At 41.8% G+C, this 25546-nt stretch carries 26 protein-coding genes and 1 riboswitch; of the genes, 3 read left to right on the forward strand and 23 right to left on the reverse strand.

Annotation, left to right across the window (positions count from 1 at the left end; genetic code table 11):
- Positions 1-6: 6 nt before the first annotated feature.
- The 15 genes from DFR59_RS06300 to DFR59_RS06370 all read right to left on the reverse strand — a co-directional run bounded on the left by DFR59_RS06300 (position 7) and on the right by DFR59_RS06370 (position 17408).
- Complete coding sequence (locus DFR59_RS06300) at positions 7-693, reverse strand: sigma factor-like helix-turn-helix DNA-binding protein (protein ID WP_114744742.1); 687 nt, start codon at positions 691-693, stop codon at positions 7-9.
- Between the two features lie 135 nt (positions 694-828).
- Entirely contained in the window at positions 829-2172 is a 1344-nt protein-coding gene (locus DFR59_RS06305) for an aspartate aminotransferase family protein (protein WP_114744743.1), read from the reverse strand.
- A gap of 30 nt (positions 2173-2202) precedes the next feature.
- Entirely contained in the window at positions 2203-3666 is a 1464-nt protein-coding gene (locus DFR59_RS06310) for a CoA-acylating methylmalonate-semialdehyde dehydrogenase (protein ID WP_114744744.1), read from the reverse strand.
- Positions 3667-3758: 92 nt separating this feature from the next.
- Positions 3759-3989 (reverse strand): hypothetical protein, encoded by a 231-nt coding sequence (locus DFR59_RS06315; RefSeq protein WP_114744745.1) that lies wholly within the window; start codon positions 3987-3989, stop codon positions 3759-3761.
- Between the two features lie 15 nt (positions 3990-4004).
- Positions 4005-5483, reverse strand: a complete 1479-nt coding sequence (locus DFR59_RS06320; protein ID WP_114744842.1) for an NCS1 family transporter — start codon at positions 5481-5483, stop codon at positions 4005-4007.
- A 117-nt stretch (positions 5484-5600) separates the two neighbouring features.
- On the reverse strand, positions 5601-7022 hold the full coding sequence (hydA, locus tag DFR59_RS06325; RefSeq protein WP_114744746.1) for a dihydropyrimidinase: 1422 nt from the start codon (positions 7020-7022) through the stop codon (positions 5601-5603).
- Positions 7023-7041: 19 nt separating this feature from the next.
- Positions 7042-8328, reverse strand: a complete 1287-nt coding sequence (preA, locus tag DFR59_RS06330; RefSeq protein WP_114744747.1) for an NAD-dependent dihydropyrimidine dehydrogenase subunit PreA — start codon at positions 8326-8328, stop codon at positions 7042-7044.
- Positions 8329-8530: 202 nt separating this feature from the next.
- Positions 8531-9898: an NAD(P)-dependent oxidoreductase gene (locus tag DFR59_RS06335; protein ID WP_245948394.1), complete on the reverse strand. Its 1368-nt coding sequence runs from the start codon at positions 9896-9898 to the stop codon at positions 8531-8533.
- 100 nt (positions 9899-9998) lie between these two features.
- Positions 9999-10889 (reverse strand): nitrilase-related carbon-nitrogen hydrolase, encoded by an 891-nt coding sequence (locus DFR59_RS06340; RefSeq protein WP_114744748.1) that lies wholly within the window; start codon positions 10887-10889, stop codon positions 9999-10001.
- Between the two features lie 346 nt (positions 10890-11235).
- Positions 11236-12507, reverse strand: coding sequence for a glutamate-5-semialdehyde dehydrogenase (locus tag DFR59_RS06345; protein ID WP_114744749.1), 1272 nt, complete (start codon positions 12505-12507; stop codon positions 11236-11238).
- 17 nt (positions 12508-12524) lie between these two features.
- On the reverse strand, positions 12525-13646 hold the full coding sequence (proB, locus tag DFR59_RS06350) for a glutamate 5-kinase (protein WP_114744750.1): 1122 nt from the start codon (positions 13644-13646) through the stop codon (positions 12525-12527).
- A 27-nt stretch (positions 13647-13673) separates the two neighbouring features.
- Positions 13674-14516 carry a pyrroline-5-carboxylate reductase gene (gene proC / locus DFR59_RS06355; RefSeq protein ID WP_114744751.1) on the reverse strand — a complete coding sequence of 281 codons (843 nt, stop codon included), beginning with the start codon at positions 14514-14516 and terminating at the stop codon, positions 13674-13676.
- Between the two features lie 250 nt (positions 14517-14766).
- Positions 14767-16191, reverse strand: coding sequence for an amino acid permease (locus DFR59_RS06360; protein ID WP_114744752.1), 1425 nt, complete (start codon positions 16189-16191; stop codon positions 14767-14769).
- 110 nt (positions 16192-16301) lie between these two features.
- A riboswitch (Lysine riboswitch) is annotated at positions 16302-16488 on the reverse strand.
- Between the two features lie 255 nt (positions 16489-16743).
- Positions 16744-17106: a hypothetical protein gene (locus DFR59_RS06365; protein ID WP_114744753.1), complete on the reverse strand. Its 363-nt coding sequence runs from the start codon at positions 17104-17106 to the stop codon at positions 16744-16746.
- Positions 17103-17408, reverse strand: coding sequence for an antibiotic biosynthesis monooxygenase family protein (locus DFR59_RS06370; protein WP_114744754.1), 306 nt, complete (start codon positions 17406-17408; stop codon positions 17103-17105). Before DFR59_RS06370 ends, DFR59_RS06365 begins: the two co-directional genes overlap by 4 nt.
- 181 nt (positions 17409-17589) lie before the next feature.
- Between DFR59_RS06370 and msrA the strand changes: the two genes are divergently transcribed.
- Positions 17590-18120: a peptide-methionine (S)-S-oxide reductase MsrA gene (gene msrA, locus DFR59_RS06375; protein ID WP_114744755.1), complete on the forward strand. Its 531-nt coding sequence runs from the start codon at positions 17590-17592 to the stop codon at positions 18118-18120.
- Positions 18121-18189: 69 nt separating this feature from the next.
- On the opposite strand, the gene DFR59_RS06380 is transcribed toward msrA, so the two are convergent.
- Positions 18190-19128, reverse strand: coding sequence for a magnesium transporter CorA family protein (locus DFR59_RS06380; RefSeq protein ID WP_114744756.1), 939 nt, complete (start codon positions 19126-19128; stop codon positions 18190-18192).
- A 320-nt stretch (positions 19129-19448) separates the two neighbouring features.
- Here DFR59_RS06380 and DFR59_RS06385 point away from each other — a divergent pair, with 320 nt between their 5' ends.
- Positions 19449-20564, forward strand: coding sequence for a glycosyltransferase family 2 protein (locus tag DFR59_RS06385; protein ID WP_158538334.1), 1116 nt, complete (start codon positions 19449-19451; stop codon positions 20562-20564).
- Between the two features lie 44 nt (positions 20565-20608).
- Here DFR59_RS06385 and DFR59_RS06390 read toward each other — a convergent pair whose 3' ends face one another.
- Entirely contained in the window at positions 20609-21367 is a 759-nt protein-coding gene (locus tag DFR59_RS06390) for an alpha/beta hydrolase (RefSeq protein ID WP_158538335.1), read from the reverse strand.
- Between the two features lie 118 nt (positions 21368-21485).
- On the opposite strand from DFR59_RS06390, the gene DFR59_RS06395 reads away from it, so the two are divergent.
- Positions 21486-22571 (forward strand): NAD(P)H-dependent flavin oxidoreductase, encoded by a 1086-nt coding sequence (locus DFR59_RS06395; RefSeq protein ID WP_114744759.1) that lies wholly within the window; start codon positions 21486-21488, stop codon positions 22569-22571.
- Positions 22572-22642: 71 nt separating this feature from the next.
- On the opposite strand, the gene gvpU is transcribed toward DFR59_RS06395, so the two are convergent.
- Genes gvpU through DFR59_RS06425 form a run of 6 tightly spaced genes read right to left on the reverse strand, consistent with a single transcriptional unit; the run spans position 22643 to position 25543 of the window.
- The gene (gene gvpU, locus DFR59_RS06400) at positions 22643-23041 is read right to left on the reverse strand and encodes a gas vesicle accessory protein GvpU (protein WP_114744760.1); all 399 of its coding nucleotides are present in this window, start codon (positions 23039-23041) and stop codon (positions 22643-22645) included.
- 27 nt (positions 23042-23068) lie between these two features.
- Positions 23069-23836, reverse strand: a complete 768-nt coding sequence (gene gvpT, locus DFR59_RS20035) for a YtxH domain-containing protein (protein WP_158538336.1) — start codon at positions 23834-23836, stop codon at positions 23069-23071.
- 21 nt (positions 23837-23857) lie between these two features.
- Positions 23858-24169, reverse strand: coding sequence for a gas vesicle protein (locus DFR59_RS06410; RefSeq protein ID WP_114744761.1), 312 nt, complete (start codon positions 24167-24169; stop codon positions 23858-23860).
- A 30-nt stretch (positions 24170-24199) separates the two neighbouring features.
- On the reverse strand, positions 24200-24484 hold the full coding sequence (locus DFR59_RS06415; protein WP_114744762.1) for a gas vesicle protein K: 285 nt from the start codon (positions 24482-24484) through the stop codon (positions 24200-24202).
- Positions 24438-24722: a gas vesicle protein gene (locus DFR59_RS06420; protein ID WP_114744763.1), complete on the reverse strand. Its 285-nt coding sequence runs from the start codon at positions 24720-24722 to the stop codon at positions 24438-24440. Before DFR59_RS06420 ends, DFR59_RS06415 begins: the two co-directional genes overlap by 47 nt.
- 14 nt (positions 24723-24736) lie before the next feature.
- Positions 24737-25543: a GvpL/GvpF family gas vesicle protein gene (locus DFR59_RS06425; RefSeq protein ID WP_114744764.1), complete on the reverse strand. Its 807-nt coding sequence runs from the start codon at positions 25541-25543 to the stop codon at positions 24737-24739.
- Positions 25544-25546: the final 3 nt, after the last annotated feature.

The raw sequence follows: 25546 nt of genomic DNA on the forward strand, positions 1-25546 counted from the left end.
TCCTTTTTAAGCAGCCATCATCCGAGGCGTATGGGCGGACATTAAATACATATGAGGCATTTCAATGCCCCTGCCTCTCTCCTTATTCGATCTGATGACATATTCAATGAGTATTTCCGGCCGTTGCTCCATGATGGCTGCTGCTATGGTTTGATAAAACACATTTCCCGATTCTATTGAATGATTGAAATCGATGCTGCTGAGCTTCTGTCTTATCCTGAACAAAGAGGATTTAACGGCTCCTTGCGACGTGGACAGTATTTCACCGATTTCATCCATGCTGTATTGAAAAACTTCTCTTAAGAAAAATGCTGCTGCCTGCTTTTCTGTAAAATTGGCAGTAATAATGGCTAGCATGGTTAAAATCTCCGGCAATGATTCAATGGGATTATAAGAGGCATCCTTGGATTCTTCTAAAGCGGTGAAGCGGGATGAAACAGATTTGACCTTATCGAGCCAATGGTTCTTGGCAACAACTTTCATTAAATTAAAGGATAGTTGTTTTGCTGAAATGTGCTCATGGTATTTGCTGTAGATTTTCAACAATGTATCGTGTGCCAGATCTTCTCCATCCCATTGATTGCCCGTCAGCATTTGACAATAGCTTTTTAATTTTGACTGGTATGGAATCAGGGCGTCGAAATCAAATTTTCCCTCACCGGCCGATGAGTATTTTTTAAAATGGGTATTCAAAGTGATCACTCCTTTTTACCTCTAATTACTAAACGATTGAAACAGGGAAAAAGTTATGGATGATTTTACTTTCTTTAAAAATTATTGTATGTAAAAAAGCAGAGGCAAGTAAATCTTTAACCTCTGCTTCTTTTTTTATTTTTGATAAAAAGCTGTCTTTAATGTTTCCACAATGAACGAAAGATCTTTTTCTTCTATATTCAGTGGGGGGGATAGTGTTAAAACGTTATTATACCCCGCCACCGTCGCTCCATTTTTACCGATGATCAATTTATTTTTTTTACAGAAAGCAATGATTTCATTCAATATGGAGACATCTGCAGGTGCTTTTGTCGATTTGTCTTTTACAAGCTCAATCCCAACCAGGAGCCCTTTCCCCCTGATATCCCCGACTAATGGATGGTCCTTCAAAGCGGTCTTCAGGTCATTCATGAGTTTTGCTCCCAAATTTTTGGAGCGCTCGAATAACTTTTCTTTTTCCATGATCTCAATATTCTTTAGAGCCAAAGCACATGCTGCCGGATTTCCGCCAAAAGTGTTCACATGCCTTAAGTAATCATACTCATCTGTCCCCTTGAAGGATTCGTATATCTCCCGTTTCACAGCTGTAGCAGATAGCGGAAGGTAGGCACTTGTGATCCCTTTTGCCATGGTTATGATATCCGGCTTCACCCCATAGTTCATAAACCCAAAAGCCTCTCCTGTCCGGCCAAAACCGCATATGACCTCGTCTACAATCAATAAAGCTCCGTGTTTTTCACAAACTTCTTTAGCACCCTTCATATACCCTTCCGGTGGAACAAGAATTCCGCCTCCGGTGATGATCGGCTCCATGATCAGGGCTGCGATGGTTTCACTCAATTCCCACGTCATTACATCATCGATTGCCTTGACAGCTTTCAATTCAGTTCCGTCGTCATTATCGCGATAAGCATCAGGAGGTGCACAGTGAACAAAGCCGGGAGCAAGCGGTTCATACTTATATTTGCGCTGTGCCTGCCCAGTGGCAGCAAGGGAACCCATAGTATTCCCGTGGTAGGCTCTATACCTCGATACTATCTTATATCTGTTGTGCTCCCCATTTTGCTGATGATATTGACGGGCGATTTTAAAGGCAGTTTCGTTAGCTTCCGATCCACTGTTAGAGAAGAAAATGACGTAATCATCTTCAAGCAGCTCATTTAACTTTTCTGCCAGCTTTATGGCAGGCACATGGCTTTGAGTCAGCGGAAAATAGGCCATTTCTTTTAACTGTTCATATGCCGCTTCTGCCAATTCCTTTCTTCCATAGCCTACATTCACACACCAAAGCCCTGCCATTGCATCTAAATATCTGTTCCCCTCTGTGTCTGTCACCCAGGCGCCTTCTGCCTTGGCAACCACCATCGTTCCATCAGGATTATAAGGCTTCATGGAGTGCCAAACATATTTTTCATCCTGATGAAGGAATGTATCCTGCGACTTTCCTGCTTGAACCATATTGTTTCCCCCTTTAGTAGACAAGTGTCATCAATAATCAAAACGGGATGTAATCATTTTTTTCTTAGTATAAAAGTTTACTCCATCCTTTCCATTGACATGCAAATCCCCATAAAAAGAATCTTTCCAACCCGAAAATGGGAAGAAGGCCATCGTGGCCGGAACCCCTACATTGATTCCAAGCATTCCGGCATCTGCTTCTTCGCGGAACTTCCTGACAGCAGATGCATCCTTTGTATAGATGGTTGCTCCGTTGCCAAATCTTGATTGACGGATGAACTGCAGCCCCCCATCCAGGTCAGATGTTCTAAGAAGACTGAGTACAGGGGCAAAAAGCTCCTCTTTGGCGATTGTCATATCAGGGGAAACATGATCGAAGATGGTCGCGCCAAGGAAATTCCCTTTTTCCATTTCCTCCGTCTCTTTTCTTCCATCTCGCAGGAGGACCGCTCCTTCCTCTAACCCTTTTTCAATGTATCCCAAAACCTTTTCCCTATGTTCTTTGCGGATGACCGGCGTCAACAGCACATCTTCCTCCATGCCGCTCCCCATCACAAGTTCATCTGCTTTTTTCTTCAGTGCCTCTACAAATTTATTATTCTCTCCAACGACAACCACTGCACTGCAAGCCATGCAGCGCTGTCCTGCGCTGCCAAAAGTTGAGCTGATAATATTGGCGACAGCTTTTTCCGTATCTGCATCTGGCATGACAATGTGATGGTTTTTAGCACCGGACAACGCCTGCACACGTTTTCCTTTTGAAGCGGATTTTTCATAAACATATTTGGCGACAGGCTGCGACCCTACAAAAGAGATGGCAGCGACATCCGGATGTTCGATCAATCCATTGACGACATCATGGGCACCGTGGACGACATTCAAGACACCATGCGGCGCACCTGCCAGAGTAAATAATTCAACTAATTTATTGGCTAATATCGGTGTTCTTTCAGATGGTTTGAGAACGAATGTATTGCCGCACGCAACTGCTAATGGGAACATCCATAAAGGAACCATCATTGGAAAATTAAACGGGGTGATGCCCCCAACTACTCCGAGAGGATATCTAAACATTTCTGAATCGATATCTTCAGCAATGCCAGACAACGTTTCTCCCATCATGAGACTTGGCGCCCCTGAGGCAAATTCGACACATTCGATGCCCCGCTGCACTTCTCCATAAGCTTCTTTATATGCTTTACCATTCTCCTGGACAATCAACCTGGCAAGCTCTTCGTGATGATCGGTTAAAAGAGTATGGTATTTAAATAGAATTCTTGCCCTTTTGGGAACAGGGACATTTCTCCACGATTGAAATGCATTTTTAGCCGCCTGAACGGCTTGATCTACATCATCCTTAGTGGAGACCGGAACCTTTGCAATGGTTTCACCTGTAGCAGGATTAATGACATCCAGGCATTCCAAGGCACTGGAATCAACCCATTTTCCGTTTACATAGTTTTTCAGTTCCATTGTTTCGTTTTTGACTGTCATCGTTTTCACTCCCATTTTGAAATTTAAAATATTAATAGGAAAAAGACGGCATATTCGTCCCTTTAGCCGTCTTTCTATAAGACTTGATGGCTTTATTTTGCCCCTTCTTTGAATACATGCCCCTGGCAAATCAAATTAGAGAAGTACTTCCTCCCATTTGCAGTCTTCACATGTATTTTTTTAAAATCTTTATGAGCCTCTTCCTTTGCAAATTCCACAAATGCCCCGCTTAAATTCTCTTGTACACTTTTCAGCAGATATCCTTGCTCCAGCAGAAGATCCATTAGATTTCTTTCTTCTATATATTCCTTGTACTCTGACAAAAAATTCTCTCCTTCCTATTCCATTGTGATAGAAGGACTTCCAGGCACTTCTTCCAAGACGGTTTCGAATTCATCCCCCTCAATGATCCAATCCCGTCCAACGGAAATTCCCAAATACTTTTCATCGCTCGGATCGATGATTTCTGCTTGTTCGTATTTTTTGAACCACCAGTACTTGCATAACACATAATAGAATGCAGCACCCACGACAAAACCGACGAGGAAGGAATAATTCGGCACAAAATAGGAGGCAGCCCCGCCGATGATCCAGGAAATGAATCCTGCCAGATTGACACCGCCCATATAGCGGTATTGCCCATGATATTCATAAAGGTCAGGTACGTTGACACGGCGTTTTCTTAAGAGATAATAATCGGCTACCAAAATCCCGATGATGGCTGAAAGGATTCCGCCAACAAATAATAAGACTGGAATGATGACATCGAATAGCTCCCACGGTTGAACAACTATCCCTACGATTCCGGCTGTAATGACCCCTGCCCAGAATGGAAACTTTGGTCCTCCCACATTGGAGAAGATCGTAGCAGCAGGTACAATATTAGCTGCAATATTCGTAGACCATTGAGCGAGGACCACCATCAGCAGCAAAACGCCAAGGAATAATCCGGAAGCTGCTTTCTGCAATGCCACTACAGGATCATAATTAAGGACCGCAATATAAGACACGCCTCCAATGACCACCATGAATGCTTGAGTCAAAGGCAGAGCAACCAGATTACCAATTAATGAGCTTTTGTTCCGCTTGAACCAATTTTTTTCGTTTTTAGGCGCCTTCATGAACCTTGATATAGATGGAATATCTGCACCAATCGTTGCCCAGAAGCCCATATTGCTGAAAATGACTACTAGAAATGCAGAGAAAGCTGCAGCTCCTGTCACGGGATTCTCGACCCATGACCAAATTTCCCTTCCTTGTGAAGCTGCCTCATCTGATAAGGAACTGTACATCCAAATGGATATTAAAATGATAATCGGTGCTGCAAGATCGGCAAAACGTTCCACCGCTTTAATTCCCAACGCGGTGTTGACCAATTGGAATACCGCAAAAATAAGGAAGCAAACAAACCAATTATCGAACCCGAATAAAATATTCAAAATTCCATTCATTGCTGTGGATCCGAAATAAGTATTGATGCCAAACCACATTGACGCCGCTACTCCCCTTGCAACCGATGGAATATGCGTCCCGATCGTTCCAAATGGCGCCCTCATGTAAACGGGGAATGAAAGGCCATGTTCAATCCCAATATCCGCCGTGAGGGAAGTGAATATTCCAATGGCAATAGAACCAATTAGAGTGGCAAGAAGCACCATCGGAAGCGGCAGCGACATGACGCCAGCCCCTCCAATGGCAAAAGTAGCTAATACGACCACCATCCCTACCCACATGAATGAGTAGCCTAAAGGTGTGATTTTTCTACCGGACTCCCCAATCGGAAATAAATCAGGGGATTTTAAATGATTTTTTTTCATCATGAACACTCCCTTATTCGGTTTCAATTTCCACTTCCAAGCCATTAACCGAACACTTTATGCCATTGCCAGGCCATCCAAGGAGCTGTTTGTCATGAAACGAAGAATGATATCTGATTAATTGGAGGTTTGTTTTGCTGCATCTTTTGTTGAAGTCAGTTGGCCATACTTCGCTCTTTTTATGAATCGGCCTGTACCCGGCTTTCCGACAAACTGTTTGTCTTTTACAACAAATTCCCCTCTCGAGAGGACAGACACCGCTTCCCCAGTCACTTTCATGCCTTCAAAAGCGCTGTAGTCCACTGCTAAATGATGCGTCTCTGCAGATAGAGTCCTCTCCACATTTGGGTCATAAAGGACAATATCAGCATCCGAACCCACTGCAATCGTTCCTTTTTGAGGAAATAAGCCAAATAGCTTAGCAGCTCTCGTCGATGTTAAATCGACGAATTGATTTAATGAAATCCTTCCTTTTTTCACCCCTTCAGAGAAAAGAATCGTCATTCTGTCTTCAATGATTGGACCTCCATTTGGTATTTTCGTGAAATCCCCCTTTCCAAGATCTTTTTGTCCATGAAAATCAAATGAACATTGGTCTGAACCAATGGTTTGCAGATTCCCGTTTCTCAGTGCAGTCCAAAGCTCTTCCTGATTCCACTTCTCCCTAAGAGGCGGAGACCAGACATACTTTGCACCTTCAAAATCAGGTTTTTCCAGGTATGATTGATCCAGCACCAAATATTGAGGGCATGTTTCTCCCCAGACATCAATTCCTTTGCGTCTTGCTTCTGCAATTCTCTCAGCAGCATCCGCACAGGATACATGGACAACATACAACTGTGAATCTGTCAGACCCGCAAGCCTTGCTGCCCGTCCTGTGGCTTCTCCTTCAACTTCAGGGGGTCGGGTCAGGGCATGATAGATAGGATCTGTGTTTCCTTCTTCAAGTGCTTTGGTGGTTAGATAATCAATGACATCCCCATTTTCGGCATGGACCATCACGAGGGCACCATGCTGCTTTGCAGCCATCATTGTTCTATAAAGTGTTGCATCATCAGCCTGGAATACATTTTTATAAGCCATGAATACTTTTAATGAGGTGACCCCTTCATTCTCGACTACGTCAGGCAGCTCGTTCAGGACTTCTTCATTTATTTCACCGATCATTAAATGGAAGCCATAATCGATGACAGCTTTTCCTTTTGCTTTCTCATGCCATTCCGAAAGGGCCTTTTTTAACGGCTCACCTTTTGTGGTCAGGCAGAAATCAATAATGGTTGTGGTCCCTCCAAAAGCAGCACCCATCGTCCCTGTTTCAAAATCATCCTTTGTAACTGTGCCTCCAAACGGCATATCCAAATGCGTATGGGGGTCAATGCCTCCAGGGAAGATATAGCAGCCTTTCACATCGATAACTTCTGCATTCTGGGCTGAAAGATCGTGGCCGATGGCAGAAATGACCCCATCTTCAATCAGGATCTCTGCTTCGTATACATCTGCAGCTGTGACAATTGTTCCATTCTTTATCAACTTTTTCATTCCTTCGATTCCTCCGATCTTATTTTGCTACATCCGCTTTCGGCTTTTCCAAAACCCCTAGAGCAGACTGCCGCTGGTTCCAAGTCATTGGCGCATGCCCGCTCGGCACTTCTACCATATCGATTGCTCCATCAACAGGACAGACAATGGAACATAGGTTGCACCCTACACAATCTTCTTCCCTTACTTTTAAATAAGCATTGCCATCCCCATCCTTGAGCATATCGATGCATTGATGTGAAGTGTCTTCGCAGGCAATATGGCATTTATTGCAGTTGATGCACGTCTCCGTATTGATACGGGCTACAACTTGATAATTCAGATCCAGATTGCCCCAGTCTGAATACTTGGAGACCGATTTCCCTATAATGCCGGACAAATCCGGAATGCCTTTTTCATCCAGGTAATTATTCAAGCCTTCTATCATATCCTCCACAATGCGGAAGCCGTGGTGCATGGCTGCCGTACATATTTGAACCCCCGTTGCTCCCATGAGCATGAACTCCACGGCATCCTTCCAATTGGAAATGCCCCCGATTCCCGATATCGGGACATTGATCCGTGGATTTCTGGCGCATTCCGCCACCATATTCAATGCAATCGGTTTGACTGCCGGACCGCAGTACCCTCCATGAGCCCCTTTACCTCCGACATGTGGGATCGTGTTCCACGTATCAAGGTCCACCCCGGCTAAGCTGTTGATTGTATTAATCATGCTGATGGCATCAGCTCCGCCTCTTACAGCAGCTTCCGCTGTCACCGTGATATCCGTAATATTAGGCGTCAATTTGACGATTACCGGGGTCTTCGCCGCTTCCTTCGCCCAATATGTTTGTTTTTCCACCAATTCAGGTACCTGCCCAGAGGCAGAACCCATTCCTCTTTCCGCCATACCGTGTGGACATCCAAAATTCAACTCAAGGCCGTCTACCCCCACAGCCTCCACTTTTTTTACAATTTCATGCCACTTCTCCTGTTTAGGCTCGACCATCAAGGAAGCTATAATGGCATGATTGGGAAATCGCTTCTTTGTTTCATAAATTTCCTTCAAATTGACCTCTAGAGGTCTGTCAGTAATCAGTTCGATATTATTAAAACCGGCAACCCGCTGCCCATTGAAGCTGACCGCTGCAAATCGGGAAGAAACATTGATGATCGGATCACCCAATGTTTTCCAAACCACCCCGCCCCATCCGGCTTCAAACGCTCTCTGAACTTGATATCCAGAGTTTGTAGGCGGAGCAGAGGCCAGCCAAAATGGATTTGGCGATTTTATTCCTGCCAAATCAATGTTCAAATCTGCCATCCAATCCACTCCTCTCTTTTTCTATATGGCTCTTTTCTCAAAGTTTGTTGCTTAAAGAATTAAAACAGGCTATTTTATGCAATCTATGCAGAAAATTTAGCTCGAAAAGAGCCTGGATACTCCAATTCAACCCGCAAAACAGGTAATTTCACGTTAAAATCGGCATTAAGATTTTAACAATAAAGTTTACGAAGACAGCCTTCTATATTGAAGCTGTTTTCTTCGAAAGCTCCCTATGGATGGCATGCGCTGCAAGTTTGCCTTGCTGAGCCGCTGTCACAACCATCGCTTCGCCGAAACCTTTTCCAAAAATAATATCCCCGCAGGAAAACACCTTTTCGTTTGAAGTTTGATAGGTTTCTGAATTCACCACAACCACCCCTCCAACTTCCTCCAAACCAAACTCTTCAATCAAACCTTTATGTCTTTTCTGGCCAATTGCTTTTATGACGGCATCCACTTCAAGGATGAATTCTGAACCTTCGATTGGAACTGGTCTTTTTCTGCCATCTTCCCCTTCAGGGCCCAGCTCCATTTGAACACATTCAATGCCGCTGACCTTTCCATCCTTGCCGATGATCCTCTTCGGGGCAGTCAGCCATCTGAATTCTACGCCATCTTGCTTGGCAAATTCATACTCAAAATCATAGGCTGTCATCTCATCGATCGTACGCCTATATAAAATCTTTACGTTGGATGCGCCTAATCTTACTGAGCAGGTAGCACCATCGATGGCCGTATTCCCTGCCCCGATCACAGCAACTTTTTTCCCTTTGAACTCATCTGTGAGAGGCTTTGTTTTTGTATTTTTAACAAACTCAATAGCATCATAGACTCCTTCTAAATCTTCCCCTTCAATCCCCAGATTTGGGACACTTGCCATCCCTGCAGCCAAAACCACTGCATCGTACTTGGAAAGAAGTTCAGCGGCTGAAATATCAGCACCCACTTTAGTGTTGGTTTTGATTTCAACCCCGAGGCTCTTCACTTGATTCACTTCCCAAAATGAAATTCTCTGAGGAAGACGGAACGACACAATGCCATACGTATTCAGTCCTCCAGCGTGGGCAGCTGCTTCATAAATCGTCACGTCATAGCCGCAGAGTGCTAATTCCCTGGCGGCAGATAAGCCGGCAGGACCGCTTCCGACAACGGCCGCCTTTTTCCCATTTGATACTGTCTTATTGAATAGCAGGCGATTATTTTCTATTGCCCAGTCAGTCGCATAGCGCTGCAGGTTACCGATCATAATCGGCTTCGTAGAGTGATTGAGCACACAAGCCCCTTCGCACAGCTCCTCTGTGGGACAAACTCTTGAACAGCTAGCACCTACTGGGTTGCTTGACATGATGGTCTTTGCAGAACCAAACAAGTTGCCTGATGCAATTCTCTTAATGAAGCCGGGGATATCGATTCCGGTTGGGCACGCTTTAATGCAAGGGGCATCATAGCAGTATAGGCATCTGCTGGATTCCTCCAAAGCTTCCCGATTAGTCAGCCCTTTTTCCACTTCCTCGAAATTCAAGGAAATATCCTTCAGCGAAATACGCTTTGTTTCTACTGCGGTCAATGGCTCTCCCTCCTTCTTTTTAAACTCTGTGAATAATGGCTCTTTTAAAAAGATAAAAGGGGGTTAACATAATTATCCTTCTATGCACCCCCTTGATTGCTTATGGTAATAACGCTGTCATATCTTCATATGTTTCCGGTCGCCTGTCACGGTAGAACTGCCAAGTATCCCTTACTTCGCGTATCAATTTTTTATTCATTTCCCCTATAATGACCTCTTCCTGGTCGCGGGAAGCCATCGCCACAAAGTTTCCTCTAGGATCTACTAAATACGATTGCCCATAAAACTCACCCATGTTCCAAGGTCCTTCATAGCCCACTCTGTTGATGGCGCCAAGGAAATAACCATTGGCAACAGCATGTGCCGGCTGCTCAAGCTTCCACAGATATTCAGACAGCCCTGCTACAGTCGCGGAAGGATTGAAGACAACCTCTGCTCCTTTCAAACCAAGGATACGCGCACCTTCAGGGAAATGACGGTCATAGCAAATATAAACCCCAACTTTTGCAAAGGCAGTATCAAAAACCGGATAGCCAAGGTTTCCAGGTTTAAAATAAAACTTCTCCCAGAATCCACACCCCTGATCCCCGACTCCTACATGAGGAATGTGCTGTTTTCGATATTTCCCTAAATAGGAACCATCCGCATCAATGACTGCAGCAGTGTTGTAATATGTAGCGATCCCTTCTCTTTCATATATAGGCAGGACTATGACCGTGCCTAACTCCTTAGCAAGTTCCTGGAACCTTTTTGTCGTTGGACCATTAGGAATTTCTTCTGCGGATTCATACCATTTCGTATTTTGTTCTGCACAGAAATAAGGACCATAGAAAATCTCCTGCAGACAGATGATATTTGCCCCTTTTTCCGCTGCGTCACGAACTAGTTTGATATGTTTTTCGATTGCCTTTTCTTTGTGGACAGCCACTGATTCATTTCCATCAACATCGTGTTTTGCCTGAATCAATCCTATTTTCACTGTATCCGACATATTCTTTCCCCCTTGTTAAGTAACAGATAGAATTTGAGATAGCGCTTCCATATTAGATCACTGGCATCCACCTTTCTTTATGTATTTCATATGCCGAGTTGTCTCTCTAATCACTACAAATTATGTCAGGGAGAACAGGCATATGACTAATCGTATTGCCGGGAACACAAAAACCTGAAAGTTTTTCGAATCCTTTAACAAAGACTGAATCTTCTTACAATTTATCATGCTCGTCTCAAAAAATTTGTCAAAAAATGAGTGGAGTTTGTCCTTTCTTTTCGTTTTTCTTCTAAAAATATCGACAAAAAAGGATAGCGCTCAGGCTATCCTTTTCATTACGTTATTCTTAATTCCTAATTTGACCGCTGCCTCTCATTTGAAACTTCACTGTTGTAAGGGCAGGCAATCCCATCGGTCCACGGGCATGGAGTTTTTGAGTTGAAATTCCAATTTCCGCTCCGAATCCAAGTGCTCCCCCATCAGTGAATCTTGTCGAAGCATTATGGTAAACAGCAGCTGCATCCACCCTTTTCATAAAGGAGTCTGCCGCTTCATTGCTTTCTGTAATAATGGCTTCAGAATGCTTTGTTCCGTATTTTTCAATATGTTGAATAGCCTCTTTCTGACTTTCTACCACTTTGATGGCTATTTCAAGTGAAAGATATTCATCGGTCCAGTCGTTTTCGTCAGCCGGTGATGCATCAGAAAAATAGCCCATCACTGTAGGATCTCCATGGACTTTTATCGAATGCTGCTTGAAAATCTTGTCTAATTCCATGTAATGCTTTTTGAACCATTCTTCATGAATGATAAGTGTTTCTGCCGCATTACAAACAGCAGGACGGTCTGTCTTCGCATTGACAATGATGTTTAAGGCTTTATCCAGGTCTGCCTCTCGATCGATGTACAGATGACAATTCCCTACTCCTGTTTCTAATACCGGCACAGTTGCATTTTCTACAACAGCTTTAATTAAAGCTCCTCCTCCGCGCGGAATGAGGACATCCACATACTCTTTCATGGTAAATAGTTTTTGAGCTGTTTTACGATCGGTAGATTCAATGAATTGCACCGCATCTTTAGGAATCGCCGTCTTCTCCAATGCTTGATGAATGACTTTCACAATAGCAGAGTTGGAATGAATGGCTGAGGAACCGCCCTTCAAAATGATTGCGTTTCCTGATTTCAGTGCCAATCCTGTTGCATCCACAGTAACATTTGGACGCGCCTCATAGATCATTCCAAGAACGCCAAGTGGAACTGTTACTTTTGAGACTTCCAAACCGTTCTCCATTGTCCATTGAGATACTACTTTATCGGTTGGATCTTCAAGAGCAGCTACTTCCCTCAATCCTTGGGCAAAATCTGCAATTCTTTCCTCAGTTAATTTCAACCGGTCCATGAATGCTTGATCGAAGCCCTTTTCTTTGCCTGCTTTTAGATCTGCTTCATTTTCCTTCAAGATGCTGGATGCTTCTTTTTCGAGTTCTTCTGCAATGATATAAAGAGCTTCATCTTTTTGCTCCGTACTGATTACATTCAATTCTTTTGAAGCTTCCTTTGCTTTGATTCCTTGCATTTCGATTGTCGTTTTCAAATCTTTTTCTTTTAAACCCATCAAATCCTCCTTTAATATTAGACCCCTGTTGGAATAGATAACTCCAGATGGCAGACTAGGTGTTCGATGTCCACTGCTATATTGTTCAATTCTTTTGAATTGGAATTGTCCAGGATTTGTTTTAACTCTTTGGATGAATAATTGACTACACCCAATCCAAGTTCATTCCTATTCAGATCCAGCACCCGGACAACAGAGTTCTTCTTGAATCGTCCATTAATAGAGTAAATACCGGATGAGAGCAAACTTTCCTTTTTTTCAGTAATAAGGGTCTTTGTATCATTATCGATGACAAGTTCCCCTTCCGGACCTGAATTGAATGCGATCCATTGTTTTTTCTTATTTAAGTTCACTTGGTTCTTATCAGTTTTAAAATAAGTCCCTTTTGCCTCTCCATGAACGGCATCAACCAGGATGTCCCTTACATTGGCTTTTCCGAGGAATGCTTCAATTCCAGATGCCATCGAAATTTTGAAAGCATCGATTTTCGATCTCATTCCACCTGTTCCTACAGAACTTCCGGGTTCACCTGCAGCATTTTCAATCTCTGGTGTTATTTGGTCCACACGGGTGAGCAGCTCTGCATTTGGATTCTTCCTTGGATCAGCATCATATAACCCGTCGATGTCTGATAAAATCATCAGCATATCTGCATCCACAAGACCTGCTACCTTTGCTGAAAGTGTATCGTTATCACCAAACTTCAAGCGTTCGACAGTTACCGTATCATTTTCATTGACGATCGGAATGATGCCTCTTTCAAGCAATACGTTGATTGTGTTGCGTGCATTCATATATCTATTTTCATCTGTAAAGTCGCTTCTCGTTATCAGAATCTGCGAACCTACATATCCGTGTGAAAGCAATAATTCTGAATAAGCTTCTATTAGAAGCCCTTGCCCGATGGAAGCTGCAGCTTGTTTTTCAGGCAGGGAAACGGGACGGTCTAAACATCCCAATTTTCGATACCCGGCTGCTACAGCACCAGAACTGACAAGCAGCACTTCATGCCCTTCATCTTTCAGTTGAACGACCTGCTCCACTAAACGCTCAAGTTTTCTCCTGCTGATTTCACCGTGAGCGCTCGTTAAAGAGCTGCTACCAATTTTGATGACGATTCTGCTTCCTTCCTGTGTCAATACAATCACTCCTGTTATTTCTTGTGTTTATTGGACAACCAGTTGTTTTTCAAACTTGGCGCTTATTTCTTCTGATTTTCTCGCTGCGCTTTTAACGGCTTCCGATATCGCTGTACCCCCGCCATTTTCTCTAAGAGCTTCCAATCCTGCTGCTGTTGTTCCATTTGGCGAAGTGACTTTTTTTCTTAGCTCCGTTGGAGAATCACTTTGTTCGAGCATCATTCTTGCTGCACCTAAAATGGTTTGGGCACCGATATTTCTGGCTGTTTCTTTATCAAGTCCTTCTTGCTGTCCAACCTTTTCAATATGCTCCATTAAATAATAGAAGTAAGCCGGACCACTTCCTGCGATGCCAGTGAAAATGTCCATTTGTTTTTCATCGATTAAATACACTTCACCGATAGCAGAAAGAAGATGTTTAATCTCAAGCACAGTGTCCATTGAAACATATCGGCCGCCCGCTACAGCCGTAGCAGATTCCTGCAGCATACTTGATGTGTTTGGCATCACTCTTAACACTTGCTGCCCTTCAGGAAGTCCTTCTTCCATTCTTGCTGTTGAAATTCCGGCAAGAACTGAAACAATGACATGATTAGGTGAGATTTCATCCTTCAACGAATCAAGCGCTGCATCAATATCTTTAGGCTTCATGGCCAAAATAATGATGTCGACTTCTTTCATATTTAATTGGTCTCTCTGTATACCTTTAATTCCATATTTATTTTTAAGATCATTTAATCTGTCCACATTGCTTTTATTTGTCGCAATAACATGTGATGCAGGCATTAAACCAGATTTCACGATTCCGGAAATCATTGCTTCTGCCATGGAACCCGCACCGAGAAATGCAATTGTTTTATTCTTTAGCATGTATTATTTCGCCCCTTTTGTTCGCGTTTTGTTCGTGTTTTTTCACAACGTTTACTATCGTAACATGCTGATTAAATGATTCAAGGGTAAACTGGGAAGTAGTGGGGATTTGGGCGAGAAAGTTAGTGAAAACGTTATCACTGGTACTTATTTTGCCATTTCAAGAAATAATGGCGAATAAAGCAGGATATTGAGAGTTTTAGAGGATTGGAATTAAAAAAGCACCAGGAATCCCTGGTGCCATTTATAGCTATGCTGATAATTTTTGAGGAACAGCACTGCTTTTGCTCTTTCGCAGTTTACCATAGAATACGATTCCGCTCGCCAGTAATCCCATTCCAAATAGGAACGTTTTTAAATCGGCTGTTCCGGCGATGATGACCCATGTAGAATATACAGTGGACAAAATGCCGATGATACCATCCGTTACCCTGTTTCTTAATTGTCCTACGTATGTTTCGCCTGTGGCCACCATCTTCAATTGGAAAACCGAAGAAATGAAATATGGTATCAGATAAGACAATGTCGCTATGGTAATGACAAAATTAAAGGCATCTGAAATCGAATTGGAAATAGTAGAAAAAATAAATAGCTGGCCGATCAAATTTGTTACAACCATTGAAAAAATGGGAATGCCATTCTTGTTTTCCTTTAAGAAAGAAGTAAGGAATAATCCCTGCTTTGCAGCTTGATATGGAACTTCCGCACTGAGCATTACCCACCCGATAGTAGAACCGAGTAAACTGATCAAGCCTAATGCTGCTAACAGCTTTCCGCCGATCGGTCCAGCAACAGTGGTGATGGCATCAATGAGTGGTTTATCTGATTGGACCAGCTCGGAGTGATTTAACAGCCCCATTACTAATGTGCTTATTCCAATATAGATGCCCAGAGCAATTAGAAGCCCAAGAATTGTTGCCCTTTTTACATCCACTTGTTTTTTGGCCCTGGATGCAAATACTACAGCAGATTCCACTCCGATGAATGCCCACAGCGTAGCAACGGCTGCATGATTGATCTGGCCTAATAATCCAACTTTATTGCCGGCATCATCCACTTGCGCTTCTGCAAATGGAAGGATATTGGTTTTCTCAAATGCAAATAGTGCAATCACGATGAAAAGGAAGAATCCGATGACTTTAGTTGCTGTCGCAGCAAAATTTAATTTCCCCGCGTTCTCAAGACCGCGCAAGATGATGAAATGGGTGGTCCACAATAAAAGCGTGCAGACAAGAAACGTTAATGCGTTGCCAGTTTTCAATGAAAAGCTGCCGATTGTCATCAATGTTGCACCGCTGGTTAAAATCGGGAAGAAGGATGATAAATATCCTGCAAAAGTAGTAATGATGGCAATATTTCCAGCTAAATTCCCGATCCAATACCCCCAAGTAGACATGTACCCTGACAGGATGGATGCATTTGATCCTTTTGAAAATAATTCCTTTGCATAAATCTGCGGTCCCCCGTTCAGATTGGGCTTTCTAATCGCCAGATTTCCAAATACCAAAGCCGTCACAAGAACCCCTGCTCCCGTTAATACCCAAGCAAGCAGAACTCCAGCAGGGCTAGCTACCTCCGAAAGTGTGCGGGGAAGCATGAATATCCCCGAACCTACCATGTTTCCGACTACCAAGGCAGTCAGAATCCATAATCCTAATTTGTTTGTCTTACTCAAATGTACCCTCTCCTTTTTCTTTTTTCTGCTGTGCGAGAAGGGTTGACTGCATTTTTTGCATAAAAAAAACACACCTAAATACGGTGTGATCCCTAAACCGCATCAGACAGCAAATCGATAGTTCATCATGGACCATAAATAAATCCATGACAGTCCTGCATCTTTTTGAATACAGTCCCAGCTCCCATAACCGTGGGGGATATGGTGCTTCGGCAATATTTCCTTTCGGATGATCATCAGCAAAACCCCAGTTTCTCCGATCATCTTACTCTTAAACACCGCGCCTCTACCTCACCTTTGCACTGATGAGGATTTCTATTTAATTTACATGAATACATTATCAGGGAATCAATTGACTGTCAACGAAAAATTTCATCATGGTAAAGTATCGATGCGATAAAATCTCACAGTAAAAAGTTCATCATGCCTAAGGTTTTCCCCTTGATTGCACTTGTGAATTACAGGAAGAAATACATCGAAAAATGACGATTTTCGTCTATTTCCTGAAAAATAATACATTTCCGAATTTTCGGATTATATCTCGATATATGATTACCCCTGATTCTGAATGGCTTCCACTGCGCATGTTAAATACTTTACGTATCCTTCCTTCCGATCTGAATCCATTTCTCTATAATCTGAAAAAGATTCTTTTAGAAAAATGAAATTATCAACTAAATGATCCGATTTCATTCCGCGGCTGACCAATACACTATTCAGCCACACAGCATAGTCGATGAACACTTTTTCATCTCGGATTGAATAGGCACTGTCCAAGTAGTTCAAGTGGTGGATATTGTCATCGTAGCATTTTTGCCTTCCAGCCTCCCCAAATCGTTCATCCAGGGAAGGATACTTCTTGTATATCAATTCAATCGCTTGTTCTAAGACACTTTCATACGGATTCTTATTCATAATGCCACAACCTTATATTTTTCGACTGTTGGGATGACAGCAGCAAGCTCTTGATCCGGATACTTTTTTTCCAGGTCATGAATTTCTTTGAATTCGCTGCTTGTCACCCACTTCAAGTAATATTCTTTTGACTCCCATTCCATATGGACAGTCAATTCCCCTTGCTTCTTATCATTTTGGAACAATAGGAATCTTAAAAAGCCCTCTGCTTGATCCACTTTACGGGAACGGTTCTGATAGATGGAGATTACTTCTTCCGCTTTTTCAGGTGGAACTTTAAAAGTAGAATGGACAACATACATATAACGCACCTCAATTCGATCATTTTCTACAATTTTCTTGTTTCATCATAACATGATTAAATGGGACTCGCAGGAATTAATGAATGACAGCCGAATCTATCAAACAATTTTATTGCACGCAATAAAGGAAAAGTGGTACGATTTGTCCATCCATTTACTTGAGTTTTAGGAGGAATGATTGATGGGAAATCAACACGAATTAGCTACCTTCGCCGGTGGATGCTTCTGGTGCATGGTTAAGCCGTTCGACGAACTTCCGGGAATTATCTCTGTCACATCGGGATATTCCGGCGGAAATTTAGAAAATCCTGCATACGAAGATGTAAAAAAAGGAAATACGGGACATTACGAAGTCGTTCAGATTGAATTTGACCCAGCTGTTTTTCCATATGAGCAGCTCTTGGAACTATACTGGCCACAAATCGATCCCACTGATGCAGGCGGACAGTTCCAAGACCGCGGAGATCAATACCGGACAGCTGTCTTCTATCACAATAATAAGCAAAAAGAACTTGCTGAAAAAACGAAAAAAGACCTGGCTGAAAGCGGAAAATTTTCAAAACCGATCGTCACTGAAATCCTCCCTGCAGCCGTATTCTACCCTGCAGAAGACTACCATCAGCACTTTTACAAAAAAGAGCCTGACGCCTATAAAAAAGACCGTGCCATCTCAGGCAGGGACGAATTTATCGAGGAACATTGGAATAAATGACAAAAAGCCGGAAACCCCGGCTTTTTTTATTGCACAGAAAAGACCCGCCTCTTTTGAGCGGGTCTTTCATTAAAAATATCTCTTTTTCCAAAATATAAAGGCCGTTACACTCGCAAATCCCCCTGCAAAGGCCAATGTAATTAAAAAAGCATGAGTGCTGTGCTGAAATGGGATATTCACATTCATTCCAAAGAAACTGGCCACCATCGTCGGTATGGAAAGAACAATCGTAACGGAAGTAAGAAATTTCATGACGATATTCAGGTTATTGGAAATAATCGATGAAAAAGCATTCATCATCCTGCTAAGTATGGAACTGTACGTTTCAGCCATTTCACTGGCCTGTGTATTTTCAATGATGACATCTTCAAGAAGGTCTTTATCTTCGTCGTACATTCTCAAATAATTGAATCTCATGATTTTATCCAGCACCACTTTATTCGGCTTTAACGAAGTGGTAAAGTATACCAGACTTTTTTCCAATGCCAGGAATGCATATAATTCTTTATTCTTCATGGAATCATGAAGTTCTCTTTCCACTTCATTCATCTTTTTATTGATCTGCTTCAGATAGCGCAGATAGTAGGATGAAATGACGGAAAGGATCTGCAAGGCAAATCTCGTTTTCTTAAACGTATAGAACTCTCTGATTTTATTACTCTCGAATATATTCAAGATCGGGGTTTCTTTTAATGAAACCGTAATGAAGCACTTTGGTGTTATAATAAGGCCGATCGGAATGGTTTCATAGATGGGGAATCCTGATTCATCGTGGGTTGTATAAGGATAATCCACGATGATTAAGACATTGTCATCCTCTTTCTCAATCCTTGATCTCTCCTCGTCATCCAGGGCATCTTTCATAAAATCAAGAGGGATATCTAATTCCTGGGAGACGTACTGGATTTCCTCTTCTTTCGGAGCTATCATATTGATCCAGCATCCAGGGGTGAATTCTTCAATTTGTTCCAGCTGTCTATCTGTCGTCGTTTTATAAATTTGGTACATTCTTTAACCTCCTTTTTTCAAAAGGAAGCCTCAATCTACATCCGATGGAGCTGATACGGTCGGACAACCCAGCTCGATAAACTAAGAGTGAGCTCCCTCGAGTTATATGGGTCTGGATCTGCAGGTTTACTCAAACTGTATCAACTCCCTTTCATAAAATACTTTACTATTTTATACCCTTAAATCTAAAACCTCAATAAGATTCAGTTCAGTTTAGATAATATTTCTATTACATCTTTATTACCCCGCTCCATTTTATGTATTCCTCTATCAGGATTTGGACAAAATGGAGACACCTGTTTATGAAAGGGGTAAATTTCATGGTTATATGGTTATGTATTGCAGTCACCCTTCAAATCCTGCTTCTCTATAAAATCCCGGTCATTCCAAGGGATTGTAATCCCCGTCACCTTACCCTCATCAGAAAGACATCGGTCATCATTATTAATGATTCAAGTAAAGAACATGTAGTTCGATTGTTAAAGTCCATTTTTCACCAGGAAGTACAGCCATTTGAAATATTGATTGTTGGAGATAAAGAGACATTGCCAAGACTGAAAAAAGAGATGAAATCCCATGTTTTTCAAGTAGAGGCTCCCCCTGTCGGAATAGGATGGAAACCAAAGAATTGGGCTTGCTGGCATGGTGCCAAGTCAGCTACAGGAGATTACATTTTATTTATCCACAGCAGCACATGGTTCGAACCTGGTGGGATGCTGAGAATTATGGAAGCCTACCAAATGCAGTTTGGCAAAGGAATCCTTACCATCTCACCTTATAAGCGCCTAACGGATTGGATAAACTTATTTTCTTCAGCTTTTTCGATATTTTTATTCTCTTTAACGAAGATTGCACGCTCCCATAAAGGCACTTCAAGATATGGAGGCTTTGAAGAATGCTTCATTTGCAGGCGGGATGATTATTTTAAATTGGGCGGCCATTATGAAGCGAGAAAGGAACTATTGCCAGGCTTTGCTCTTACACAAAGTTTCCTTTCTGTACACCAAAAAGCTACTTCGTGGAGCGGCAAATATGTTATTTCAAATAATGAGGAATACGCAGGATGGAAACAGCTATTCAGGCATTGGAATAAATCAGCAGGTGAATATATAGAAAAAGCCGGATTTTCCACTCTCTCCCTTATAACCCTTTGGTTATTATCAAGCATTCTATTCTTTATTTACTGCCTAGCAGCAATCCCATCACAGCCTATCCTTTCAATAATAGGCTTTTTCATTTACATTTGGAGCATCCTTTTGATTCTCAAAAAGGCCGGAAGCTACCACTTGATGGACTTGATAGGATTTCCAATTCATTTGATTATGTTTTCGTTTGTTTTCTTAAAATCGTTTGCAGGAAAGGTGCTTGCATTTGCTTTTCAGACAAAAGAAAAGCCTTACGTTACTGCAAAGGAAAAAGAAAAGAAAATGGACTAATAAAAAACAGCCAGTGATTTATTTACTGGCTGTTTTCGTTATCCTTAAGAAAAGAGCCAGCACAGTGCTTCTGGCAATCGTTTTCTCCAATGAATTTCATTGTGTACGCCTTCTGGGTCAAGGGTGACTTTCAAGTTCTCTTTTTTCATTCCCGCTTCGATCAATAAATGTGATAATTCTTCGTGCTGCTTTACGGTTAGAATATTGAATTCTTTGTCGTCGGATTCTAATCTGCCCGTATCCAAATAAATCTTTAAATCATGGTGAAGTCCTTTTTCCATGATGAACTCCTTCAATTTCCCTTCATCATGCCATAAAGCATTGGACATTGCTAAAACCTTTCCGAATATTTCTGGATATTTGGCAGCAGCATATAGGGACATATACCCTCCAAGAGAACTCCCGCCAATGGCTGTATGCTTGGGCTCTTTACGTGTCATGTAATTCCGGTCAATGAATGATTTTAATTCTGTTGCCATAAAATCCAGATATGCATCCCCCTTACCTCCGAATTGATGCTTCTCTAAATACCATGGATTATATTCATTCAATCTTTCTTCATCGCCATGGTCCACCCCTACAATGATGATTTCCGCGCCAATTTTCGAACTTAGATATTCAGCAGCCTTTTCCGCTTCCCATTTTTCCGGGCTGCCTCCATCATGCGAAAATAAATTCTGCCCATCGAACATATACAAGACAGGATATTCTTTTTCATTTTGCTTGTAGCTCTCCGGTAGATGCACCCATATAGTCCGATTTGAATTCAGGGATTCAATCCATACATTTTTCTTCTCGATCACGATTCCACCAACTCTTTCAATAATCTCTATAAAAATCCAAACATATTAATTGCACTATTATTCTACTGGAATTAATCTTAATTTAAAAGAAAGCACCAACAAAGGAGAGTTGCTTATTATGCTTAAGACGGAAGTATGCGAAATCCTTCAGATTGAATACCCAATCATATTGGCAGGAATGGCCGGCGGACCCACCACTCCGGAACTTGTGGCAGCTGTATCAAATGCAGGCGGTCTTGGAACACTGGGCGGAGCTTACTTAAAACCCGATGAATTAAGGAATGCGATCATTTCAATTCGCCAGATGACTGATAAACCATTTGCGGTCAATTTATTTTCCACTGATCTGACGGAATCATCGGAAGGTTATTTGAAAGTCCAGGAGATACTTAATGATTTCCGCCGTGAACTTGGAATCCCATTAAGCATGGAAAAGCCGACTGTCGAGAATCTATTCAATGATCAATTTCAGGTGCTTCTTGACGAAGAGGTTCCAATTATAAGCACCGCATTCGGACTGCTCCCACTTGATAAAATGAATATGGCCAAAAAATCAGGTATGAAAGTGATCGCCATGGCCACCACGGTCCAAGAAGGGCTTATGGCTCAACAACAAGGAGTGGATATCGTCGTTGCTCAGGGGAGTGATGCAGGTGGCCACAGGGGCACATTTGATGTGGAGAAATACCCAAATGGGGCAAACATCGGTACTTTTTCCCTCATCCCTCAGATGAAGCAAAACCTGCAAATTCCTGTCATTGCAGCCGGCGGGGTCATGAATGGCCAGGGGTTGGCAGCAAGTCTTATGTTGGGTGCGAAGGGTGTTCAAATGGGGACAAGATTTTTAACCAGTATAGAATCCGGTGCACATCAAACCTATCAAAAAGCTTTGTTAAACAGCACTGAAGATCAAATTGTCTTAACAAAAAGTTTTTCTGGAAGACCTGCGAAAGGAATTCAAAATAAATTCATTCATGACTTTGAAAACTCAGGAAAGAACCCCCTTTCATTTCCATCCCAAAATTCATTGACAAGGGATATCCGTAAGGCAGCTGCCTCGCAAGAAAACCCGGAATACATGTCTTTATGGGCTGGCCAGGGAATTCGTCTGCTTAAAGATGGTTTATCAGCAAAAGAAATAATAGAAGAAATACTAGGAGAAGCTGTTTCTGCCATTAAAGAGTTATCGAATAGTTTAAAATAATAAAATACCCTCAATCCCCTTCTGTCATCAGGTCAACAGAAAAGGATTGAGGGTATTTTGATATAAATCACTTATTTTTTGCTTGTAGAAGTTTTAGACTCTGCGATTTTTCCTAGAAAGAACCCATCCACATTCCCAAGGCTTCCTCTCCATAATACCTTTCCCTTAGAAGGAGTGGGCTTAGAGTCACCTACGTATACCTTGGTATTCTTCATATGAATGAAATGGACTTCGCTTCCACCTTTAGCCGCAGATTCACTTGCTTCCGCTAGCTGTTCACTGATTTTTTCAGAAATCTCACTTCCTTCTTCAAACGTTTCACTTAAAGTTTCAAAGTATTCCTTGGCTGACACAAGTGTACCGGAAATCAGTGATCCTTTGACATTCAAAGTGAGATCAAGCGAAAAATCATGTTCGTTAGCTATATTCACCAAAAACTCCAATACACTGTCCTTTGATTCTTGGCTCATATCTGTTCCCCTCCAGCATCATTATCATTAAGACTTGGTATCATCATCGCTTGATAAAGAAGTCTCATCGTTTTCTTCCTCTTCATCATCTTCTTCATCATCTTTCTTTTTTGATTTGCTCGTTTTTTTCGCTGTCTTCTTTCCTTTAGACTTACTGGATGTAGATTTCTTTTTAGGCTTTTCCTCTTTTTCTTCTTCTTCTTCTTCTTCGTTCTCCTCATCTTCCTCGTCTTCGTCCTCTAATTCTTCTTCTTGATCCTCAGATTTTTTTGTTTTACTTTTTGATTTTGATTTTTTGGGTTTTGTTTCTTCTTCCTCTTCATCGTCTTCGTCTTCATCATCATCTTCTTTAGTATTAAAAAGCTGTTCTAATTTCCCTTCAAGCATTTCCAAACGTGATTTTAAATCATTATTTTCATTTTTTAAGGAATCATATTCTTCATCCTGGTTTTTGTTTTCAGTATTATCTGTGTCCTCATCAGCAGTTTCATCCTGTTCTTTTCTAAATAGATTCGCTGCTGAAGACTTAAGACTGACGGCACCTTTTTTAGATTTCTCTTTCGCAGCTTTGCCAAAATCGGCTGCTTTTGATTTTAGTTCATCCGTATCGATTTTCGCCAGGAGTTTCTTTCCATTCTCAGGAGTAGCCAGGTATCCGATTGTTGCTCCCAGAATACTTCCCGCCACTGTACGTTTTAATGGTGCGCTTTGTTTTTGTTTAGTGTTATCGCCATTATTAGAATTGCTGTTCGTATTCTCCGTTTGTGTTTGCTCTAATTTTGTTTGATCTGCCATGATTTATCCCTCCGAATTTTTTTATTGGTTAGTAGTTGTTAACTGTTTTTCAAGCTTTTCCAATCTTTCATTGAGTTTGCGATTTTCTTCTTCAAGGGCTTTTGTATTCCCGGAAGATGCTTTCGAGCTTAAGTAAGGATCGTTTTCCCACCAGTCCATGCCAATTTCTTTAGCTTTATCAACTGAGGCAACAATGAGCCTTATTTTTATTGTAAGAAGTTCGATATCGGCAATCCCAACGGATATATCACCCGCAATGACTACCCCTTTATCCAGTATTTTTTCCAGAACATCTACAATTGTACTGGACTGCATATTGTGTTCTACTGCCACAGATCCTCACCTCCCTATAGGCTTCTTGGATTATAGTAAATTTCCTAAAGGACCTAAATCTATGTTTAAATCCTCTGCTTCAAGACCAAAGACATTCCTTAGTTCTTCCATTTTATCTTCCAGATTCATCAAGGCGACTCCAAGGTTTTCAATTTGTTCGTCTGTAAGAGTCCCGCCTTCCACCCTTCTGATTGCATGTCTTTCAACAATCTGGCGCAATAGTTCCACAACCGTTAAAACAAGTTGGGCAAGTCCAGCTTCAGCCTTATCAGGATCCAGATTGATTCTTCCATGGTTGTTCTTTACAGGCTGCATCTGACAGCTCCTCCCTTTGTTTATCGAATTGAATAGAACTCAAATCGGATCTTTCATTTTTTGAGCTTACAAGTTTTTCAACAGAGGCAATCAAGACCCTTAAATCCAGATAGACGAGATCGACCCCTGCAATGGATATGATTAAGTCCCCTTTAATGGCGACTCCCTTATCCAGGATGACATCCAAAATATCTATTAAGGCAATATCCTTGTTTTCTAATGATTCCTTTATAGGCATTTATATACCTCCGATTAAGAGAAGCTTGAAAAATGGTAGGCTGGCCAAGGGCCGGTTGCCTCAAGTCTCCATCCTTTTTCCTTTAGCGATTCTTCCTGAGATCTTATTATGTCTTGGAATCGATCAACAGAATTTGAATCAATCAGGAACACACTATTCCAAGCCATTTTCTCTTGGGTCCCTGTCATGTCCTTGCTCCAATTCTTCTTAACAGCAGCATGGACAGAGAATTCCATAAGTCTTGCATGAATGTTTTCACAGATTCTTGTTTTTTCAGCTTCAATCTCTTTTTCCACCAGCTGATCCAGCTTTCTTTTTTCGAAGAATTGTCTGCCAGGTGATAGTGAAGCTATTTCAGACCGTTTTTCTTCAATCTCCGAATGATGGAGGACCAGTTCATTTTTGAAAACATTATCGTCGCAATATATTTTTAAATTCCACTCTTCGTTTCCTTGAAGGACAGTGAAAGTATGTTTTAAAGACTCTTGTTTTTTTCTTATTTCATCTAGAAGATTCTCTTCATTTTTATAAATCGTGCAGAATTTCAAAGGAATAATTGTATAATTTTTATAAAGGGCTAATATTGTTTCGTGATGATGAAAGGCTTTTTCTTGAAGCCATTCCATATCATTTTCCATTTTATCTTTTAAAGCTTCCTCAGAGTTGAATTCAGCGTTCAAACCGCTTATGACCGCTGTTACCTCACCACAATCTATAGATTGGAGAGGCTCCCCCTCGAAACCTGGGATATTAGTCGATAACGGTTTCTCCTCCATCTCCAGATGTGGAACTAATCCGTATACATAAATTAAACGATCCATACA

Origin of the sequence: Falsibacillus pallidus (assembly GCF_003350505.1) — a bacterium.
Lineage (GTDB): Bacteria > Bacillota > Bacilli > Bacillales > DSM-25281 > Falsibacillus > Falsibacillus pallidus.